This is a genomic window from Pseudomonas sp. BW16M2, from assembly GCF_014268865.1.
GTDB classification, from domain to species: Bacteria; Pseudomonadota; Gammaproteobacteria; order Pseudomonadales; family Pseudomonadaceae; genus Aquipseudomonas; species Aquipseudomonas peradeniyensis.
The window spans coordinates 25,783-43,150 of the sequence record NZ_JABWRI010000041.1; the positions used below are offsets into that span (position 1 = coordinate 25,783).

At 64.2% G+C, this 17,368-nt stretch carries 15 protein-coding genes and 3 tRNA genes; 4 read left to right on the forward strand and 14 right to left on the reverse strand.

All coding sequences use genetic code 11. From position 1 onward, the window contains the following. Positions 1 to 69 precede the first annotated feature (69 nt). Positions 70 to 1,476, reverse strand: a complete 1,407-nt coding sequence (locus tag HU735_RS24945) for a transglycosylase SLT domain-containing protein (RefSeq protein WP_186716074.1) — start codon at positions 1,474 to 1,476, stop codon at positions 70 to 72. 158 nt (positions 1,477 to 1,634) lie between these two features. On the opposite strand from HU735_RS24945, the gene HU735_RS24950 reads away from it, so the two are divergent. From HU735_RS24950 to HU735_RS24960, 3 genes are all read left to right on the forward strand, one after another. Next, positions 1,635 to 2,441 carry a TatD family hydrolase gene (locus HU735_RS24950; protein WP_186716075.1) on the forward strand — a complete coding sequence of 269 codons (807 nt, stop codon included), beginning with the start codon at positions 1,635 to 1,637 and terminating at the stop codon, positions 2,439 to 2,441. A gap of 86 nt (positions 2,442 to 2,527) precedes the next feature. Then, positions 2,528 to 4,006 (forward strand): methyl-accepting chemotaxis protein, encoded by a 1,479-nt coding sequence (locus HU735_RS24955; protein WP_186716076.1) that lies wholly within the window; start codon positions 2,528 to 2,530, stop codon positions 4,004 to 4,006. A 91-nt stretch (positions 4,007 to 4,097) separates the two neighbouring features. Further along, complete coding sequence (locus HU735_RS24960; protein WP_050705055.1) at positions 4,098 to 4,466, forward strand: Mpo1-like protein; 369 nt, start codon at positions 4,098 to 4,100, stop codon at positions 4,464 to 4,466. A 60-nt stretch (positions 4,467 to 4,526) separates the two neighbouring features. Here HU735_RS24960 and HU735_RS24965 read toward each other — a convergent pair whose 3' ends face one another. From HU735_RS24965 to HU735_RS24975, 3 genes are all read right to left on the reverse strand, one after another. Then, the gene (locus tag HU735_RS24965; RefSeq protein ID WP_186716077.1) at positions 4,527 to 5,324 is read right to left on the reverse strand and encodes a thioesterase family protein; all 798 of its coding nucleotides are present in this window, start codon (positions 5,322 to 5,324) and stop codon (positions 4,527 to 4,529) included. Positions 5,325 to 5,407: 83 nt separating this feature from the next. Then, complete coding sequence (locus HU735_RS24970; RefSeq protein WP_186716078.1) at positions 5,408 to 6,175, reverse strand: CHAD domain-containing protein; 768 nt, start codon at positions 6,173 to 6,175, stop codon at positions 5,408 to 5,410. Positions 6,176 to 6,189: 14 nt separating this feature from the next. After that, positions 6,190 to 6,468, reverse strand: coding sequence for a hypothetical protein (locus HU735_RS24975; protein ID WP_046854892.1), 279 nt, complete (start codon positions 6,466 to 6,468; stop codon positions 6,190 to 6,192). Between the two features lie 158 nt (positions 6,469 to 6,626). Between HU735_RS24975 and HU735_RS24980 the strand changes: the two genes are divergently transcribed. After that, complete coding sequence (locus HU735_RS24980) at positions 6,627 to 7,667, forward strand: patatin-like phospholipase family protein (protein WP_050705052.1); 1,041 nt, start codon at positions 6,627 to 6,629, stop codon at positions 7,665 to 7,667. Between the two features lie 215 nt (positions 7,668 to 7,882). On the opposite strand, the gene HU735_RS24985 is transcribed toward HU735_RS24980, so the two are convergent. From HU735_RS24985 to HU735_RS25030, 10 genes are all read right to left on the reverse strand, one after another. After that, positions 7,883 to 9,742, reverse strand: a complete 1,860-nt coding sequence (locus tag HU735_RS24985) for a SurA N-terminal domain-containing protein (protein ID WP_186716079.1) — start codon at positions 9,740 to 9,742, stop codon at positions 7,883 to 7,885. Positions 9,743 to 9,922: 180 nt separating this feature from the next. After that, positions 9,923 to 10,195: a nucleoid-associated protein HU-beta gene (gene hupB / locus HU735_RS24990; RefSeq protein ID WP_011533117.1), complete on the reverse strand. Its 273-nt coding sequence runs from the start codon at positions 10,193 to 10,195 to the stop codon at positions 9,923 to 9,925. A 154-nt stretch (positions 10,196 to 10,349) separates the two neighbouring features. Beyond that, on the reverse strand, positions 10,350 to 12,746 hold the full coding sequence (gene lon / locus HU735_RS24995) for an endopeptidase La (RefSeq protein ID WP_050705050.1): 2,397 nt from the start codon (positions 12,744 to 12,746) through the stop codon (positions 10,350 to 10,352). Between the two features lie 155 nt (positions 12,747 to 12,901). Continuing rightward, positions 12,902 to 14,185, reverse strand: a complete 1,284-nt coding sequence (gene clpX, locus HU735_RS25000; RefSeq protein WP_186716080.1) for an ATP-dependent Clp protease ATP-binding subunit ClpX — start codon at positions 14,183 to 14,185, stop codon at positions 12,902 to 12,904. Positions 14,186 to 14,293: 108 nt separating this feature from the next. After that, positions 14,294 to 14,935: an ATP-dependent Clp endopeptidase proteolytic subunit ClpP gene (gene clpP / locus HU735_RS25005; RefSeq protein ID WP_043213484.1), complete on the reverse strand. Its 642-nt coding sequence runs from the start codon at positions 14,933 to 14,935 to the stop codon at positions 14,294 to 14,296. A 91-nt stretch (positions 14,936 to 15,026) separates the two neighbouring features. Next, complete coding sequence (gene tig, locus HU735_RS25010) at positions 15,027 to 16,340, reverse strand: trigger factor (RefSeq protein WP_186716082.1); 1,314 nt, start codon at positions 16,338 to 16,340, stop codon at positions 15,027 to 15,029. 248 nt (positions 16,341 to 16,588) lie between these two features. Then, a complete protein-coding gene (locus tag HU735_RS25015) occupies positions 16,589 to 16,888 on the reverse strand; it encodes a DUF6388 family protein (RefSeq protein WP_186716084.1) in 300 nt (99 codons plus the stop codon). A gap of 150 nt (positions 16,889 to 17,038) precedes the next feature. Continuing rightward, a tRNA-His gene (locus HU735_RS25020) sits at positions 17,039 to 17,114 on the reverse strand. A gap of 36 nt (positions 17,115 to 17,150) precedes the next feature. Then, positions 17,151 to 17,235: transfer RNA gene (locus HU735_RS25025), tRNA-Leu, on the reverse strand. A gap of 56 nt (positions 17,236 to 17,291) precedes the next feature. Beyond that, positions 17,292 to 17,367: transfer RNA gene (locus HU735_RS25030), tRNA-His, on the reverse strand. Position 17,368: the final 1 nt, after the last annotated feature.

The window sequence follows — 17,368 nt, forward strand, 5'->3', positions numbered from 1 at the left end:
ATCTTAATCAAATCACCGAATAAGAAAATCGCAATAATCACGTAGATTCTATCGAATAATTAGATTTATCTAGCGCTTCGCCACACGCTCCAGGGAAGCCCGCTCACGGTTGAACGCGAGGAAGTACTTGTTGACGCTGTTGACGAAGTTCACCGGCCCCATGCCCACCTGCTCCATGGCGATGCGCTCGGTCTGGAAGAACCACTGGTTGCCATTGAGCCCACGCCGCCGGGCCTCGGCACGCATGGCCTGGACCCGCTCCGGGCCGAGGTTGTAGGCGGCCAGGATGAAGGCCATGCGCTCACGCTCGTTGAGCTGCGGGCTGGCGAAGAACTTGCGGCGGATCAGCGCCAGGTAGCGGGCGCTGGCCTGGACATTGCCGTCCACCGTGGCGGTGTTGCTCACCCCCACCCGCTGGGCCGCCGACGGGGTGATCTGCATCAGCCCGTGAGCGCCACCGGTACCACGCGCCTTGGGATCGAGGGTCGACTCCTTGAACGCCAGGGCGGCCAGGTTGAGCCAGTCGAACTGTTGGTCGCCACCGTGCTTCTGCAGCACCGGGCGCACCGACTCCAGGCGCTGGCGATCCTGGCGGGCCAGCGGGTTGTGCACCCGGTACTGGCGCCGGTAGATGCGCTCGAAGGCCGCGTCCTGGTTGTCCGGCGCGCGGTAGGTGGCGAGGAAGCGATCCACCGCTGCCTGCAGCATCGGCGCGTCCTGGCGCACATACCAGCGCATGGCCTGGGGCGGGGCCAGCTGCAGCTTGCTGTCCACCCGCAGGCGCGGCATCACCCGCGCCCAGCGTTGGGCGATCGGCCGCTCCACCACGGTCAGCGGGTAGATGCCGGCCTGGACCATCTCCAGCACATCCTCCACCGCCAGCGTCGGGTCGACCCATTCCACCTTGATCGGCGCCCGCTTGCGCAAGGCCAGCTGCTGGTTGATCGCCTGGATCGCTGCGCCCGCGGCACTGGCGGTGGTCAGCGCGACGGTGCGCCCGGACAGCTGCTCGGGGCGGTTGTAGCCGCGCTCGCCCTTGCGCCCGACCAGTTGCAGCGGCACCTGGTCGACCACCGGGGCACTGGCGCCGACACCGCGCACCACGCTCGGATCGAGCAGTTCGCCGGGGGCGGCGAGATCGCCCTCGCCGCGCTGCAAGGCCGCGAGCAGTTGCTCCTTGGCACGGGGGATGATCTTCAGGGTGATTTCCTGGCCGTCGGCGACCCGGGCATTGAGGGCGTGCTCCAGGGCGCGCAAACGGTAGTACTCGACGCCCACCGGCTCGCCCTTGACCTCGCCGGAGCTGTTGCGGCTCTGGTTGACCAGCACCCGCAGCACCTTGCTCGAGCGGATCTGCGCCAGGTCGCGCGCCTGGCTGGCCGGTACATGTTGCTGCGGCCCGGCATCAGCGGCAGCGGCAGGCCCGCCGGCCAGCAGCCCGGACAGCAACAGGCAAGTGAAAAAGGTACGCAACATGGGGATAAGGGTCCGAGAGCGGTTGGCGGGCACCATGTGCTGTGATCGATCCGTGATAAATGACCGCAACAGACCACGGCAAACGTTTGAAGTTCTTGGTTTTTTCTCGATATCCCGGTTTTTGCTATGCTGGCCGCCCCGCGGCACGAGGTAGCACCATGCAACTGATCGATATCGGCGTCAACCTGACCAACAGCAGTTTCCACGACCAGCAGGCCGCCATCGTCGAGCGCGCCGTGGAAGCCGGCGTGGCGCAGATGGTCCTCACCGGCACCAGCCTGGACGTCAGCGCCGAGGCCCTGGAGCTGTGCCAGCGCCTGGACGAGCCCGGCCAGCGCCTGTTCAGCACCGCCGGCGTGCACCCTCACGACGCCAGCCACTGGAACAGCGGCAGCGAACGCCAGCTGCGCGAACTGCTCGCCCAGCCACGGGTGGTGGCCGTGGGCGAATGCGGCCTGGACTTCAATCGCGACTTTTCCCCGCGCCCAGCCCAGGAAAAGGCCCTGGAAGCGCAGCTGGCGCTGGCGGTCGAGCTGCGCCTGCCGGTGTTCCTCCACGAGCGTGAGGCCAGCGAGCGCCTGCTGGCAATCCTCAAGGACTACCGCGACCAGTTGCCCGCCGCCGTGGTGCACTGCTTCACCGGCGAGCGCCAGGCACTGTTCGCCTACCTCGACCTGGACCTGCACATCGGCATCACTGGCTGGATCTGCGACGAGCGCCGCGGCACCCACCTGCATCCATTGGTTGGCAACATCCCCGAGGGCCGCCTGATGCTCGAAAGCGACGCGCCCTACCTGCTGCCCCGCAGCCTGCGGCCCAAGCCGAAGAACGGCCGCAACGAGCCGGCCTTCCTGCCCGAGGTGCTGCGCGAAGTGGCGTTACACCGCAATGAATCCGCAGCGCACACCGCCGCCCACACCAGCGCCTGCGCCCGCGCGTTCTTTGGCCTGCCTGAGGTTTCTTGACGCATATCAACAAGGCCCCTGGCCTTGGCGGGCACAATGATGGCACCTTGCCAATAATGTTTCCGCCAACTCAGAGAAGACCTACCATGGGTGCCTGGCTTAGCAACGTTTCCCTCAAATACAAGTTCTGGGCCGTCAATGCCGTGGCCTTCGTCACCACCCTGATGCTGGTGCTCTACGCGGTATACCTGGAGCAGCAGGCCCGCGCCACCGGCGCCCAGGCACAAGTCCAGGCCCAGGCCGAACTGCTGGCGGCCTGGCCCGCCGGGCAGGCCCTGCCCGCCCAGGCCAACCTGATCACCTGGCGCAATGGCCAAACGCCGCAATTCGCCGGCGAACCCCTCGAAGCCCTGCGCGACGGCCAGGGCTGGGTCGAGCTGCCCGGTGCCTGGATCCTCGGCGACAACCCGCTGCGCGGCGCTCAGGTACTGCGCCGGGGCGACCAGCAGCTCGCGCTGATCGCCCAGTCGCCGAGCCTGCGCCAGGTCTATTTCGACCGCTTCAGCAACTACGCCGTGTGCGTGCTGATCCTGATGCTGGCGATGCTCTGCGCCTCGCAGCTGTTGATCCGCTTCCTGCTCAGCCAGCTCAATACCCTCAAGGACGTGATGCTGCACGTGGAGAAGACCGGCGACCTCTCGGCCCGGGTGCCACTGGCCTGCGGTGACGAAGTCGGGCAGATGGCCGGCGCGTTCAACGCCATGCAGACCACCTACCACCGCGTGGTCAGCACCGTGGCGCGCACCGCCGCGCAGCTGGACTCGGGCGCTGCGCGCCTGGCCGGCAGCATGGACGAGGTGCGCCACGGCATGATCGGCCAGCAGAGCGAGACCGACCAGGCCGCCACCGCGATCAACGAGATGACCGCCACCGTCCACCACATCGCCCAGCATGCCGGTGCCACCCGCGACCTGTCGCAGACCGCCGACACCCTGGCCGGCAGCGGCCAGGCCGTGGTCAGCCGGGTGCAGGACTCGATTGCCGGGCTCTCCAGCGGCGTGCAGCAGACCGCCGAGATGATCCGCCAGCTGGCCGACGACAGCCAGAAGATCAACGGCGTGGTCGGGGTCATCCACAGCATCGCCGAACAGACCAACCTGCTCGCCCTCAACGCCGCCATCGAGGCGGCCCGCGCCGGTGACCTGGGCCGCGGTTTCGCCGTGGTCGCCGACGAGGTGCGCAACCTGGCCAAGCGCGTGCAGACCTCCACCGACGAGATCACCACCATGGTCGCCGACCTGCAGGCCGGCACTCGCGATGCGGTGGATTTCATGCAGGAAAGCTCGTACAAGGCCGACGATTGCGTCAAGCAGGCCCGCGAGGCCGGCGAGGCCCTGGCCGAGATCACCAGCGCCGTGGCGCAGATGCGCGAAAGCAACACCCAGATCGCCGTCGCTGCCGAGCAGCAGAGCCAGGTGGCCGAAGAGATGAACCGCGCCGTGGTCAGTATCCGCGACGTGACCGAGGAAACCGTGCAGCAGACCGTGGGCTCGGCCACCACCAGCAGCGAACTGGCGACCCTCGCCGGCGAGCTGAACAAGGCGATCGGCCAACTCAAGCTGTGACCCGCACCGGCTATGATCACCATAGCCAGCCTCGATTGGCCCCCGCCCGGGGGCCGCACTAAGCTTTGGACAGGCCCCCGAGGATCTGTCCATGAGCAAACGACTGCCCAACCTGCCCGCCTGGCAATGGCGCGGCTACCATCATAACCATCGGCACCCCGCCAACCTGGTGCTGCACCTGATCGCCGTGCCGCTGTTCATCCTCGGCGCGCTGCTGGTGCTGTCGGGGTTGTTCGCGCTGGACCTGTCGCAGATCGCCGTGGGCATCATCGCCCTGGCGGCCGGGCTGGGCCTGCAACGCCAGGGGCACCGCCTGGAAGCCGAGCAACCCGAGCCGTTCACCGACCGCAAGGACGCCGTGCAGCGCCTGCTCACCGAGCAGTTCATCACCTTCCCGCGCTTCGTACTGAGCGGCGCCTGGTGGCGAGCTTGGCGCGAGCGTCACAAGCACCGCCACTGACTGAAAACATCACCCGGCGCGGGAGCGGGCTTGCCCCGCGATCGACTTGAAGAAGATGGTTCAGGCGAACACGGTCACCGTCTGCCGGCTCAACGCCAGCAGCTCCCCTTCAGCCGTCCACAATGCGGCGGCCGCATGACCATAGCCATCACGGGCATACTCTGTCTCGACCACATAGCGGCACCAGTCGAGGGTCGACAGCTGCGGCGTGGGCTGCACGAACTCGATGGTCCAGGTCAGCGTGCTGCCGGCAGCGGGCTGCTTGAGGTACGGCAGCAGGCTGGGCGGCCAGGCATCGACCAACGCCAGCAGGTGCGCCACCCCGACCGGCTCCTCGGCGACATCGCGCAGGCGTACCCAACCCCCCATATGGCGCGAGTCGTTGCCACTGAACGGCAGGCCGCCCACCGCCCAGCGAAACGCCACGTGCTGCATGAACTGCGGTGTAATGCCCTTGATGAAGGGCAACTCCGGCGCCGCCTCCTGCAGCGGCTTCATCGGCATCGCGGCGGGCGCATCGACCGCCACCACCGAAGGGCGGCCGGCACCGAAACTGCCCTGCACCAGGGTCACCACCTGGCCATCCTGCACGGCGCGCCCCAGCAAGGTGCTGACCGCCTTGCCCTCGCGCAGCACCTCGACCTCCAGGCTGATCGGCACATCCGGCGCCGCCGGACCGACGAAGGTGATGGCCAGCGAACGCACCGGGCGGTCGTCGCCCAGCTTCTGGCGCATCGCTTCGTGCACCATCGCTGCCATCAGGCCGCCGAATACCGCGCGCCCCTGGGCCCAGCCGGCGGGCACGCTGATGGCCTCAGGGTGCGCGCGGGCGGCTGTCAGCAATTCTGTGAAGTTCATGTGCCAGGGCTCCTGCGGGAAAAGAACCGATAGTAACCAGCGATCACGCCAGCCACAGCCCGCATATCGGTCATTTGCCGGGACTAACGGCGCGCCAGAGCCTTTTGCAGCGCTTCGAGGGTGAGGTCGGAACGCGCCTCGGCGGCATGCAGCTCATGCTCCCAGGCCACCTTGCAGCCGAGCAGGTCGCTGTGCTCGCGCACCTGGAGCAACCACTGCACGCGGTCGTGCCAGTCGCCCAGGTCGCCCTGGGCCGCCTTGAGCAGACGCTGCAGCTTGTTGCCGGCGTGTTCGAGCTGTGGGTAGGCCTGGTCGCCATAGCGCACCCGCTTGATCAGCAGGCGCAGGCGGTGGCGGTCGTGGGCAGGGTCCGCCAGGGCTGCCTGCAGCCCGCGCCATTGCTTGTGCAGGCGCCTGTCGATGCGCTGCCCCAGCTTCGCCGCCAACCCTTCACGGCCGGCGGCACGCAGGAACATCGGAAACGCATCGAGAATCGCCAGCACGCGGTTTAGCTGGGCGCTGGCCGCGACACCGGCATAGGTGCGCGCCCTGCCCTCCTGGCGTCGCTCGCCTGCCTGCACGTGTCCACGGCCGACCAGCTGCGCCGCCAGCACCTCGCGGTCACGCAGCGGCGTGGTCAGCGTGCCCAGCGCCCCGGCCGCCTGCTCGAGCTGTTCGACGCCTGGCAAGCCACGCAACGGTCGCAGCAGGCTGCGCAGACGCCGCAAGGTGATGCGCAGGTCGTGCAACGCCTCGCGGTCGGTGTCGGCGGCCAGGCGTTCGCGGCAGGCCAGCAGACGCACCTGCAGCGTCAGGATCTGGCCGACCACATGATCGAGCATGGCGGACATGGGCAGCTCCTCGGTCAACGCCCGGCGCGGGATTCACGAATGTAGAAACGGGCCTTCTCGGCCTTGCGGGTACAACCCTCGAAGCCCTCGAACTGCTGCTGGGTCTTGGCGCCGGTCAACAGCGACAGCGCCTTGGAGTAACTCACGGTGCCGGCAAAGCCTTCGGCCTTGGCCAGGTCCAGTTCCTTCCAGGCGGCATCGAGCTGGGTCGCGCAACTGTCGCGATAGGCCGTCTTGCCCGCGCAGCCGGCCAGGGCCAGGGCAATCAGAGGAAGGGTGATCCAGGCTTTCATCGGTAATACCTCGAGGGTGAAAAACAAAGGTGGCCGTTCGACGGCAAAGCAAACGAAAAGTGCCCTGCTCAGCGTAGTCCAGCGCGGACTACATTGAAGCACAGGTGGTAATGGGTGCATTGTTGGACCATGGTGGCACAGCGGCGGGGGAAAAGGTCATGGGCAAACGCGTGGCATTGGTGCTGGGCTCCGGTGGTGCCCGGGGGTACGCGCACATCGGCGTGATCGAGGAGATCGAACGGCGCGGCTATGAGATCGGCTGCATCGCCGGCTGCTCGATGGGCGCGGTGATCGGCGGTATCTACGCCGCCGGCAAACTCGACGAATACCGCAGCTGGATCGAGAGCCTGGACTACCTCGACGTGCTGCGCCTGGTGGATGTCAGCTTCCGCCTTGGGGCGATCCGTGGCGACAAGGTGTTCGGGCAGATCCGCAAGATCGTTGGCGAGATCAACATCGAGCAGTTGCGCATCCCCTACACGGCGGTCGCCACCGACCTCACCAACCAGCAGGAGATCTGGTTCCAGGAGGGCTGCCTGCACCAGGCCATGCGCGCCTCGGCAGCCATTCCCAGCCTGTTCACCCCGGTGGTGCAAGGCAACCGCACGCTGGTCGATGGCGGTATTCTCAACCCGCTGCCGATCGTGCCGGTGGTGTCCAGCCATTGCGACCTGATCATCGCCGTCAACCTCAACGCCACCAACCAGAAGCAGTACCAACTGCCGGTGATCGAGCGCCCGGCGGCGTTCAAGATGCGCTTCGATGCCTTGATCAGTTCGCTCGGCTCGCGCCTGCCGTTTCGCCGCAAGCCGGCCGAGCAACTGATCCGCCTGGAGCAGGAAATCACCGCCGAGGGGCTGGCCAGCCCCAATCCGTGGCTCGCTGAAAGCGCCGCCCCCGAGGGCCAGCAGCCGGCCGCCGCGCCGCAGAGCGAGGGGGCGCCGAAATCGGCTACCGGATCCTTCATCGTCGACAACGTCGGCCCCGCTTCCCTGCTCGACCTGATCAACCAGAGCTTCGAGGTGATGCAGACGTCACTGGCGCAGTACAAGATCGCCGGCTACCCGCCGGACGTGCTGATCAACGTGCCCAAGCGCGTGTGCCGGTTCTTCGAGTTCTACAAGGCGCCGGAGCTGATCGCCCTGGGGCGGGAGGTTGCACGGGATACGCTGGACAATCATGAGGGGGTTCGGCGGTAGGCCCGCGGCTGTGCGCGGTCCTTGTAGGAGCGGCCTTGTGTCGCGAAAGGGGTGCGCAGCGCCCCCAGGATTTCGGCATCATACGAGATTGTCGGGGCTGCTACGCAGCCCTTTCGCGACACAAGGCCGCTCCTACACAGGGGATATGCGAAGGTCTTGATCATCGGAAACAAAACAGGCCGCTTACGCGGCCTGTTTCGTGATCAGCGCACTACTCAGTAGCGCGTGATGTCGGCACTGCCTTCAAGCAGCTTGCGATAGGCCGCGAAGTCCTGCGAGCCGGCACGCGAAGCGAGGTAGCGACGGATCTGCGCCTTCTCTTCGTCGGTGGCGGCGGCGCCTTCGTTGACGCCCTTGAGCTGCAGGACCACCAGGCTGCCGTCGCCCAGGACCACGCTGCCATAGACCGGCTTGTCCTTGGCCGCAGGCTTGCCGAGGCGGAACACCGCCTGCAGCTCGGCCGGGTCGATACCGTCCTGGCCGCGGGTGACCGCTTCGTGGACTTTCCAGCCCTGGCCCTCGGCCTTGGCCGAACCTTCGCGCAGGCCGGCGATCAGCTTGTCAGCCTTGGCCTTGAGTTCGGCAATCGCCTTCTCCTTGGCCAGGTGCTCGCTGATGTTCTTGGCCACGGCCTCCAGCGGCAGTTGCTCAGGCTTGCGGTGCTCCTTGACGCGCAGCACCACAACGGTCTCCGGATCCAGCTCGATGGCGTTGCTGTTGGCGCCCTCTTCCAGCACCTGCTCGCCGAACGCGGCCTGGATGACTGCACGGTTGGCGGTGATGCCTTCGCCGCCCTCGCGACCGAAGGCCGCCGAGGTGTGCACCTTCAGACCCAGGTCCTGGGCCGGCTGGGCCAGGTCGGAGGCTTCGAAGGCGGTGTCCTCGAGCTGCTTGGTGGCCTCGACGAAGCGCTGCTCCACCTGCTGGGTCTTCAGCTCGTGGGTCAGCTTGTCCTTCAGGCTGGCGAAGCTCGGCACGTCCGGCGCCTGCACGCCCAGCAGCTTGATCAGGTGGTAGCCGAACTCGGTACGCACCGGTGCGGACACCTGGTCCTTGTTCAGCTTGTACAGCGCGTCCTCGAAGGCCGGGTCATACACGCCAGGGCCAGCAAAGCCGAGGTCGCCGCCAGTATTGGCCGAACCCGGGTCCTGGGAGAATTCCTTGGCCAGCTTGGCGAAGTCCTCACCCTTGTCCAGGCGCTGCTGGATCTCTTCGATGCGCGCCTTGGCCTTGGCATCGTCGGTCTTGTCGTTGACCTCGATCAGGATGTGCGCGGCATGGCGCTGCTCGCCCAGGTTGGCGATCTCCTTCTCGTACAGGGCCTTGAGCTCGCCGTCGTCGACCTTGACCTGGTCGAAGAAGGCCGACTTCTTCAGCTCGAGGTAATCGATGACCACCTGATCCGGGGTCATGAATTCCTTGGCGTGCTGGTCATAGTGCGCCTTGACCTCGTCATCGCTCACCTTGACCGCGGCCGGGTCGGCCTTGAAGGTCTGCGAAGCGAAATCACGGGTCTGCTTCTCGAGGCGGGCGAAGGCCTCGACCTGCTTGTCGGTGACGAAGCTGCTGCCGGCAAGGCCGGTGCGCAGCTGGCCGATCAGCATTTCCTGGGCGAGCATCTCGCGGAACTGCATGCGGCCGTAGCCCATCTGGCGGATGACCGAGTCGAAGCGCTCGGCGCTGAACTTGCCATCGACCTGGAATTCAGGCGTCTGCAGGATCAGCTGATCCAGCGCGGCCTCGGAAAAAGCGAACTTGGCGTCTTCGGCACCCTGCAACAGCAGCTTGCGATCGATCAGCCCCTTGAGCGCGGCTTCGCGCAGCATCTTCTCGTCCAGCAGCGCAGGGTCGAAATCCTTGCCCAGCTGTTGCATCAGCTGGCGGCGCTGCATGTCCACGGCCTGGCTCAGCTCGTTCTGGCTGATGGTCTGGCCGTTCACCTTGGCGGCGTCCTGGCTATGGCTGGCGGCCTGGAAAATGGCCTCGAAACCGGTCAACGCCATCAACACGACGATAAGGCCGATGATGGTCTTGGCAATCCAACCTTGTGAATTGTCCCTGATATTCTGCAGCATGCGTCCCCCAGAAACGGCTGTACCACTGCGTCGACAACCGCGGAGCGTGGGTAGAATCCTGATAGAAGAAAGGCGCATCCAGTGGATGCGCCTTTTCGAAGCGAGCGTGCCAGCGGGAACGTTTGCGACCCGCCGTCACGCGGTCGGCCCTGACGATGCCCGGGCCGGCTGAAAGACGACTTAGTTGACGGCGTCTTTCAGGCCCTTGCCAGCCTTGAAACCTGGAACCTTGGCGGCAGCGATCTTGATCGCCTTGCCGGTTTGCGGGTTGCGGCCGGTGCGCTCGGCGCGCTCCTTGACCGAGAAGGTACCGAAACCAACCAGTACCACATCGTCACCTTGCTTCAGGGCGCCGGTGACGGATTCGATGACTGCGTCCAGCGCACGGCCGGCTACAGCTTTCGGGATGTCAGCAGATGCGGCGATAGCGTCAATCAGTTCCGACTTGTTCACTCTAAGTCCCCTTATTTCTCTATTGAGTTTGTTTCTAAGTATGTAATGAAAAGCTTAATGAAACGAGCGCTGGGTGGCCTGTTGACACTGGCGTGCCGTTTTATAGCAAGGGGCCGAAAATGCTGTCAACCAAAGCCCCCCAGCGAAATACGTACTAATGCGTGCTGATTCTTTCCTTAGCATCGCCGTCGCGCTTCTCATCTTTCGCGACAATCTCCGGAGCCACATCTGGCAAGGGCTCCGGGGCGTATTGCAGCGCAATTTGGAGGACTTCGTCAATCCATTTGACCGGTTTGATCTGAAGATCCTGTTTGATATTTTCCGGAATCTCCTTCAGATCGCGAACATTCTCCTCGGGAATGATCACCGTCTTGATCCCGCCCCGGTGTGCCGCCAGCAGTTTTTCCTTGAGGCCACCGATGGCCAGGACCTGGCCGCGCAGGGTGATCTCACCGGTCATCGCCACGTCGGCGCGTACCGGGATCTGGGTCAGGGCCGACACCAGCGCGGTGCACATGCCGATACCGGCGCTCGGGCCGTCCTTGGGCGTGGCGCCTTCGGGCATATGGATGTGAACGTCGCGCTTCTCGTGGAAGTCTGCGGCGATCCCCAGGCTCTGGGCACGGCTGCGCACCACCGTCTGAGCGGCGGTGATCGACTCGACCATGACGTCGCCGAGCGAGCCGGTCTTGATCAGCTGGCCCTTGCCCGGGATCACCACGGCCTCGATGGTCAGCAGTTCGCCGCCCACCTGTGTCCAGGCGAGGCCCGTGACCTGGCCGATCTGGTCCTGCTGCTCGGCCAGGCCGTAGCGGAACTTGCGCACGCCCAGCAGTTGCTCGAGCTGCTCGCCGCTGACCTTGACCTTCACCTGCTTGGCCCCGGTGTGCTCCTTGACCACCTTGCGGCAGACCTTGGCGATCTGGCGCTCCAGGCCACGCACCCCGGCTTCGCGGGTGTAGTAGCGGATGATGTCGCGGATGGCCGAGACCTCGACCTCCAGCTCGTCCTTCTTCAGGCCGTTGGCCTTGACCTGCTTGGGCACCAGGTACTTGACCGCGATGTTGATCTTCTCGTCCTCGGTGTAACCCGGCAGGCGGATGACTTCCATGCGGTCGAGCAGCGCCGGCGGAATGTTCATCGAGTTCGAGGTGCACAGGAACATCACATCCGAGAGGTCATAGTCGACCTCCAGGTAGTGGTCGTTGAAGTTGTGGTTCTGCTCGGGGTCGAGCACCTCCAGCAACGCCGAGGCCGGATCGCCGCGCATGTCGCTGCCCATCTTGTCGATCTCGTCAAGCAGGAACAGCGGATTGCGTACACCGACCTTGGTCATTTTCTGAATCAGACGACCGGGCATCGAACCGATGTAGGTACGACGGTGGCCACGGATCTCGGCCTCGTCACGCACGCCGCCCAGAGCCATGCGCACGAACTTGCGGTTGGTGGCGGCGGCGATCGACTCGGCCAGCGAGGTCTTGCCCACGCCGGGCGGACCGACCAGGCACAGCACCGGACCACGGATCTTCTTCACGCGTTTCTGTACGGCGAGGTACTCGAGGATACGTTCCTTGACCTCTTCCAGGCCGTAGTGGTCGGCATCGAGGATTTCCTCGGCCTTGGCCAGGTCCAGGCGCACCTTGCTCTGGGCCTTCCACGGCACCTGCACCAGCCAGTCGAGGTACGAGCGCACCACGGTGGCCTCGGCCGACATCGGCGACATCTGCTTGAGCTTGTTCAGCTCGGCCTGGGCCTTGGCCAGGGCGTCTTTCGGCAGGCCGGCGGCGTCGATGCGCTTTTTCAGCTCCTCGACTTCGTTGTGGCCTTCGTCGCCATCGCCGAGCTCCTTCTGAATGGCCTTCATCTGCTCATTCAGGTAGTACTCGCGCTGGCTGCGCTCCATCTGCTTCTTGACCCGGCCACGGATGCGCTTCTCGACCTGCAGCAGGTCGATCTCGGCGTCCAGCAACGCCAGCACGTGCTCGACGCGGGCCTGCAGGTCGACGATCTCGAGGATCTCCTGCTTCTGCTCGATCTTCAGCGCCATGTGCGCGGCCATGGTGTCGACCAGGCGCCCCGGTTCCTCGATGCTGTTGAGCGAGGACAGCACTTCGGCCGGGACCTTCTTGCCCAGTTGCACGTACTGCTCGAACTGCGACAGCAAGGTCCGCACGAACACTTCGGACTCGCGCTCGGCGGTCTCGGCTTCGTCGATCAGGCTGACTTCGGCGCGGATATGGCCGTCGACTTCGTTGAAACGCTCCACGGCGCCGCGCTGCTCACCCTCGACCAGCACCTTGACGGTGCCATCGGGCAGCTTGAGCAGTTGCAGCACGGTGGCGACGGTACCGACGCGATACAGGGCGTCTTCGCCCGGATCATCGTCGGCCGGATTCTTCTGGGCCAGCAGGAGGATCTGCTTCTCGCCCGTCATCGCCGCCTCGAGGGCTTCGATGGACTTCTCACGCCCCACGAACAGTGGGATGACCATGTGCGGATAGACGACAACGTCGCGCAATGGCAAAAGAGGCAAGTCGAGGGTGGTCTTCATGATTTCGCCTCTACAGCGGCCTTGGTGGCCGGAAACCGTTGGAAATGGTGCTTGGGGCTAATGTGGGGGCAGGCCTGGCAAATTACAAGCGCCCAGGCCATGAAATGCAAAAAGGGGCCAAAAAGGCCCCTTCGTGCGTGCTGCCCCTTGCCCGATCAGGCGTCGGGGGCGGCCTTGGCTTGCGGCTCGCTGTTCTCGTAGATGAGCAGCGGCTGAGACGAGCCTTCGATGACGCTTTCGTCGATCACCACCTTGCTGACATCCTTCTGAGAAGGAATCTCGTACATGGTGTCGAGCAGCACGCCCTCGAGGATCGAACGCAGGCCACGGGCGCCGGTCTTGCGCTCCAGGGCCTTGCGTGCCACGGCCTTGAGCGCATCGCTGCGGAACTCGAGGTCGACGTCTTCCATCTCGAACAGCCTGGCGTACTGCTTGGTCAGCGCGTTCTTCGGCTCGGTGAGGATCTGCATCAGCGCAGCCTCGTCCAGCTCGTCCAGGGTCGCCAGCACCGGCAAGCGGCCGACGAACTCCGGAATCAGGCCGAACTTGACCAGATCGTCCGGCTCGACTTCGCGCAGCGACTCGCCGACCTTCTTGCCCTCTTCCTTGCTGCGCACTTCGGCACTGAAGCCGATGCCGCCTTTGGTCGAGCGGTTCTGGATGACCTTTTCCAGGCCCGAGAAGGCGCCACCGCAGATGAACAGGATATTGCGGGTATCGACCTGCAGGAACTCCTGTTGCGGGTGCTTGCGGCCCCCTTGCGGCGGCACGGAGGCCACGGTGCCTTCGATCAGCTTCAGCAGCGCCTGCTGCACGCCCTCGCCCGAGACGTCACGGGTGATGGACGGGTTGTCCGACTTGCGCGAGATCTTGTCGATCTCGTCGATGTAGACAATACCCATCTGGGCCTTTTCCACGTCGTAGTCGCACTTCTGCAGCAGTTTCTGAATGATGTTCTCGACGTCCTCACCGACATAACCGGCTTCGGTCAGGGTGGTGGCGTCGGCAATGGTGAACGGCACGTTCAACAGGCGCGCGAGCGTCTCGGCGAGCAGCGTCTTGCCCGAGCCGGTCGGCCCGATCAGCAGGATGTTGCTTTTGCCCAGTTCGACTTCGTCGCCCTTCTTGTCACGCTGGTTCAGGCGCTTGTAGTGGTTGTACACCGCTACTGCCAGGACCTTTTTCGCGCGCTCCTGACCAATGACGTACTGGTCCAGGATGCCGCTGATTTCTTTCGGCGAGGGTAACTTGTGCGCGCTGCTCTCGGCCTGGGCTTCCTGCACCTCCTCACGGATGATGTCATTGCACAGGTCGACGCACTCGTCGCAGATAAATACCGAGGGGCCGGCAATCAATTTACGCACTTCATGCTGGCTTTTGCCGCAGAAAGAGCAGTAGAGCAATTTGCCGTTGTCCTCGCCGTTACGGGTGTCAGTCATTCGATCGATCCAATCCGGTAGGCTTGAAACACAAGATGAAGGCAATCGCTGGCTTTTTCAAGTCCGCGCACGGGCGCAATCCGCGCCCGCGCGCTCTGGCGCATTGCTTCAGGATGCCAGTTGCCGCTTGTCGTAGACCGAGTCGATCAGGCCGTACTCGGCCGCGCGCGCGGCGCTCATGAAGTTGTCGCGCTCGGTGTCGCGCTTGATGGTCTCGAGGTCCTGGCCGGTGTGATGGGCCAGCAGCTCGTTCAGGCGCGCCTTGATGTTGAGGATTTCCTGGGCGTGGATCTCGATGTCGGTCGCCTGGCCCTGGAAGCCGCCCAGCGGCTGGTGAATCATCACCCGCGAGTTGGGCAGGCAGTGGCGCTTGCCGGCGGCACCGGCCGCGAGCAGGAAGGCGCCCATGCTGCAGGCCTGGCCGATGCAGATGGTCGAGACGTCCGGCTTGATGAACTGCATGGTGTCGTAGATCGACATGCCGGCAGTTACCGAGCCGCCCGGGGAGTTGATATAAAGATGGATATCCTTGTCCGGGTTTTCCGCCTCAAGGAACAGCAGCTGCGCCACCACCAGGTTGGCCATGTAGTCTTCTACGGGGCCGACCAGGAAGATCACGCGCTCCTTGAGGAGGCGTGAGTAGATGTCGTAGGCACGTTCGCCACGGGCGGACTGCTCGATAACCATCGGGACCAGGCCACCTGCGGCCTGGATGTCAGAGCTTTGCTGAATATAAGAATTGCGGGACATGTCCTGCACTCGCTCCCAAATAGTCATGGCTTGAATACGCACAAGCCAGCGCGAAGGCTGGCTTGTGGGGGTTTCCTACGAGAGTAGCCTGTTACTCAGCGGCGGCAGGAGCCTGTGCTGGTTTGACGGCTTCTTCGTACGAGACCGATTTGTCGGTCACAGTCGCTTTCTGCAGGACAGTATCTACAACTTGCTCTTCCAGCACAACCGAACGGACTTCGTTCAGTTGCTGGTCGTTCTTGTAGTACCAGGCGATGACCTGCTCAGGCTCCTGGTAGGCCGAGGCCATCTCCTCGATGACTTCGCGAACCTTGGCTTCGTCCGGCTTCAGGTCGAACTGCTTGACCACTTCGGCGACGATCAGGCCCAGCACGACGCGGCGCTTGGCTTGCTCTTCGAACAGTTCGGCCGGCAGTTGGTCAGGCTTGATGTTGCCACCGAACTGCTGGACGGCCTGCACGCGCAGACGGTTGACTTCGTTTTCCAGCAGGGCTTTCGGCACGTCGACCGGGTTGGCGGCCAGCAGACCGTCCATGACCTGGTTCTTGACCTTGGCCTTGATGGCCTGGCGCAGTTCACGTTCCATGTTCTTGCGAACTTCGGCGCGGAAACCTTCCAGGGTCGATTCCTTGATGCCGAACTGGGCGAAGAAGGCTTCGTTCAGCTCAGGCAGCACAGGGGCGGAAACGCTGTTGACGGTGATGGTGAACTCGGCGGCCTTGCCGGCCAGGTCGAGGTTCTGGTAGTCCTCCGGGAAGGTCACGTTGACTACGCGCTCTTCACCGGCCTTGGCGCCGACCAGGCCTTCTTCGAAGCCCGGGATCATGCGGCCGGAGCCCAGCACCAGCTGGGTGCCCTTGGCCGAACCACCGGCGAAGGCTTCACCGTCGATCTTGCCGACGAAGTCGATGTTGACCTGGTCGTCATTGGCAGCAGCGCGCTCGACGGCCTCGAAACGGGTGTTCTGCTTGCGCAGGACTTCCAGCATGTTGTCCAGGTCGGCGTCAGCCACTTCGGCGCTCAGGCGCTCGACGGCGATCGACTCGAAACCACCAACGGTGAACTCAGGGAAGACTTCGAAGATGGCGACGAACTCGAGGTCCTTGCCCTTCTCGAACGACTTCGGCTCGACGGCAGGCGCGCCAGCCGGGTTCAGTTTCTGCTCGACGATGGCTTCGTAGAAGGAAGCCTGGACCAGGTCACCGAAGGCCTCTTGGCGAGCATCGGCTTCGAAACGCTGGCGGATCACGCTCATCGGCACCTTGCCCGGACGGAAGCCGGCAACCTTGGCGCGCTTGGCAGTCTGCTGCAGACGCTTGTTGACTTCGTTCTCGACGCGCTCGGCCGGAACGGCGATGGTCATGCGGCGCTCGAGAGCGGAAGTGTTTTCAACAGAAACTTGCATGGATATTCCTCGTTGCACAGACGTTAGCCGGCGATAGCCCGACTCCAGAATCAAGGGCAAACATTCTAGTGACTCATCAAGCAGAAGTCACCCCACCCGGATTGTCGGCGGGCCGCGCCGGTCGATTTCCTTGAAAGGCCCGCCCGTCTTGGCGTCGAGCCTGTTTCATTCACGGCCGCGCAGGCCCTGGTGGCCCGCGCAGTTGTAAAACCTTGTCAAACAAACAACAGCCAGAACGATCGTCCGCCTTACTGCGGATCGAGGTCGTTGAACTGGCAGTATTCTTCCCAGGCCATGCCCAGCGCCTCGGCCACCTCGCGATGCGTCTCCAGGCGCATCGCCTGCAGTTGCTCCGGCGACTCGGCGATCAGTTGCAAGGCATACTCCCAGGGCTCGACGCCCTGCTCCTGCGCCGCATCCTCGAACGCCCACTCGATCTGCTGGGCCTGCTCGCGCGCATCCAACTCGCGGACCTCTTCGAGCAGCTGCGGATTGGCCTCGGCGAAACGTTGCAGCGCCAGGGCCTGGCGCGCTTCTTTTGCGATCATCTGCGCTATTCCTCTGCCGGCATCTCGGCCAGCCCTTCAACCGGCTGAAATCTATCAGCTTTTATCGCTCCGCCACCAGTAGCCACGAGGGCCGTACGGCAGAAACGAAAAAGGCGCCCGATCATCCGATCCGGGCGCCTTCTTCAAATATGGGGTGGACGATGGGAATCGAACCCACGACAACCGGAATCACAATCCGGCGCTCTACCAACTGAGCTACGCCCACCATAAAGCAGTGTTGCGGTACAGCCTTACAGAAACATGGTGCGGACGAAGAGACTCGAACTCTTACAGCTTGCGCCGCTGGAACCTAAATCCAGTGTGTCTACCAATTTCACCACGTCCGCATGAAACTCAAAAACAAAGGCGCCGGATCATTCAATCAAGGCGCCCCTGCAGAATCTGGGGTGGACGATGGGAATCGAACCCACGACAACCGGAATCACAATCCGGCGCTCTACCAACTGAGCTACGCCCACC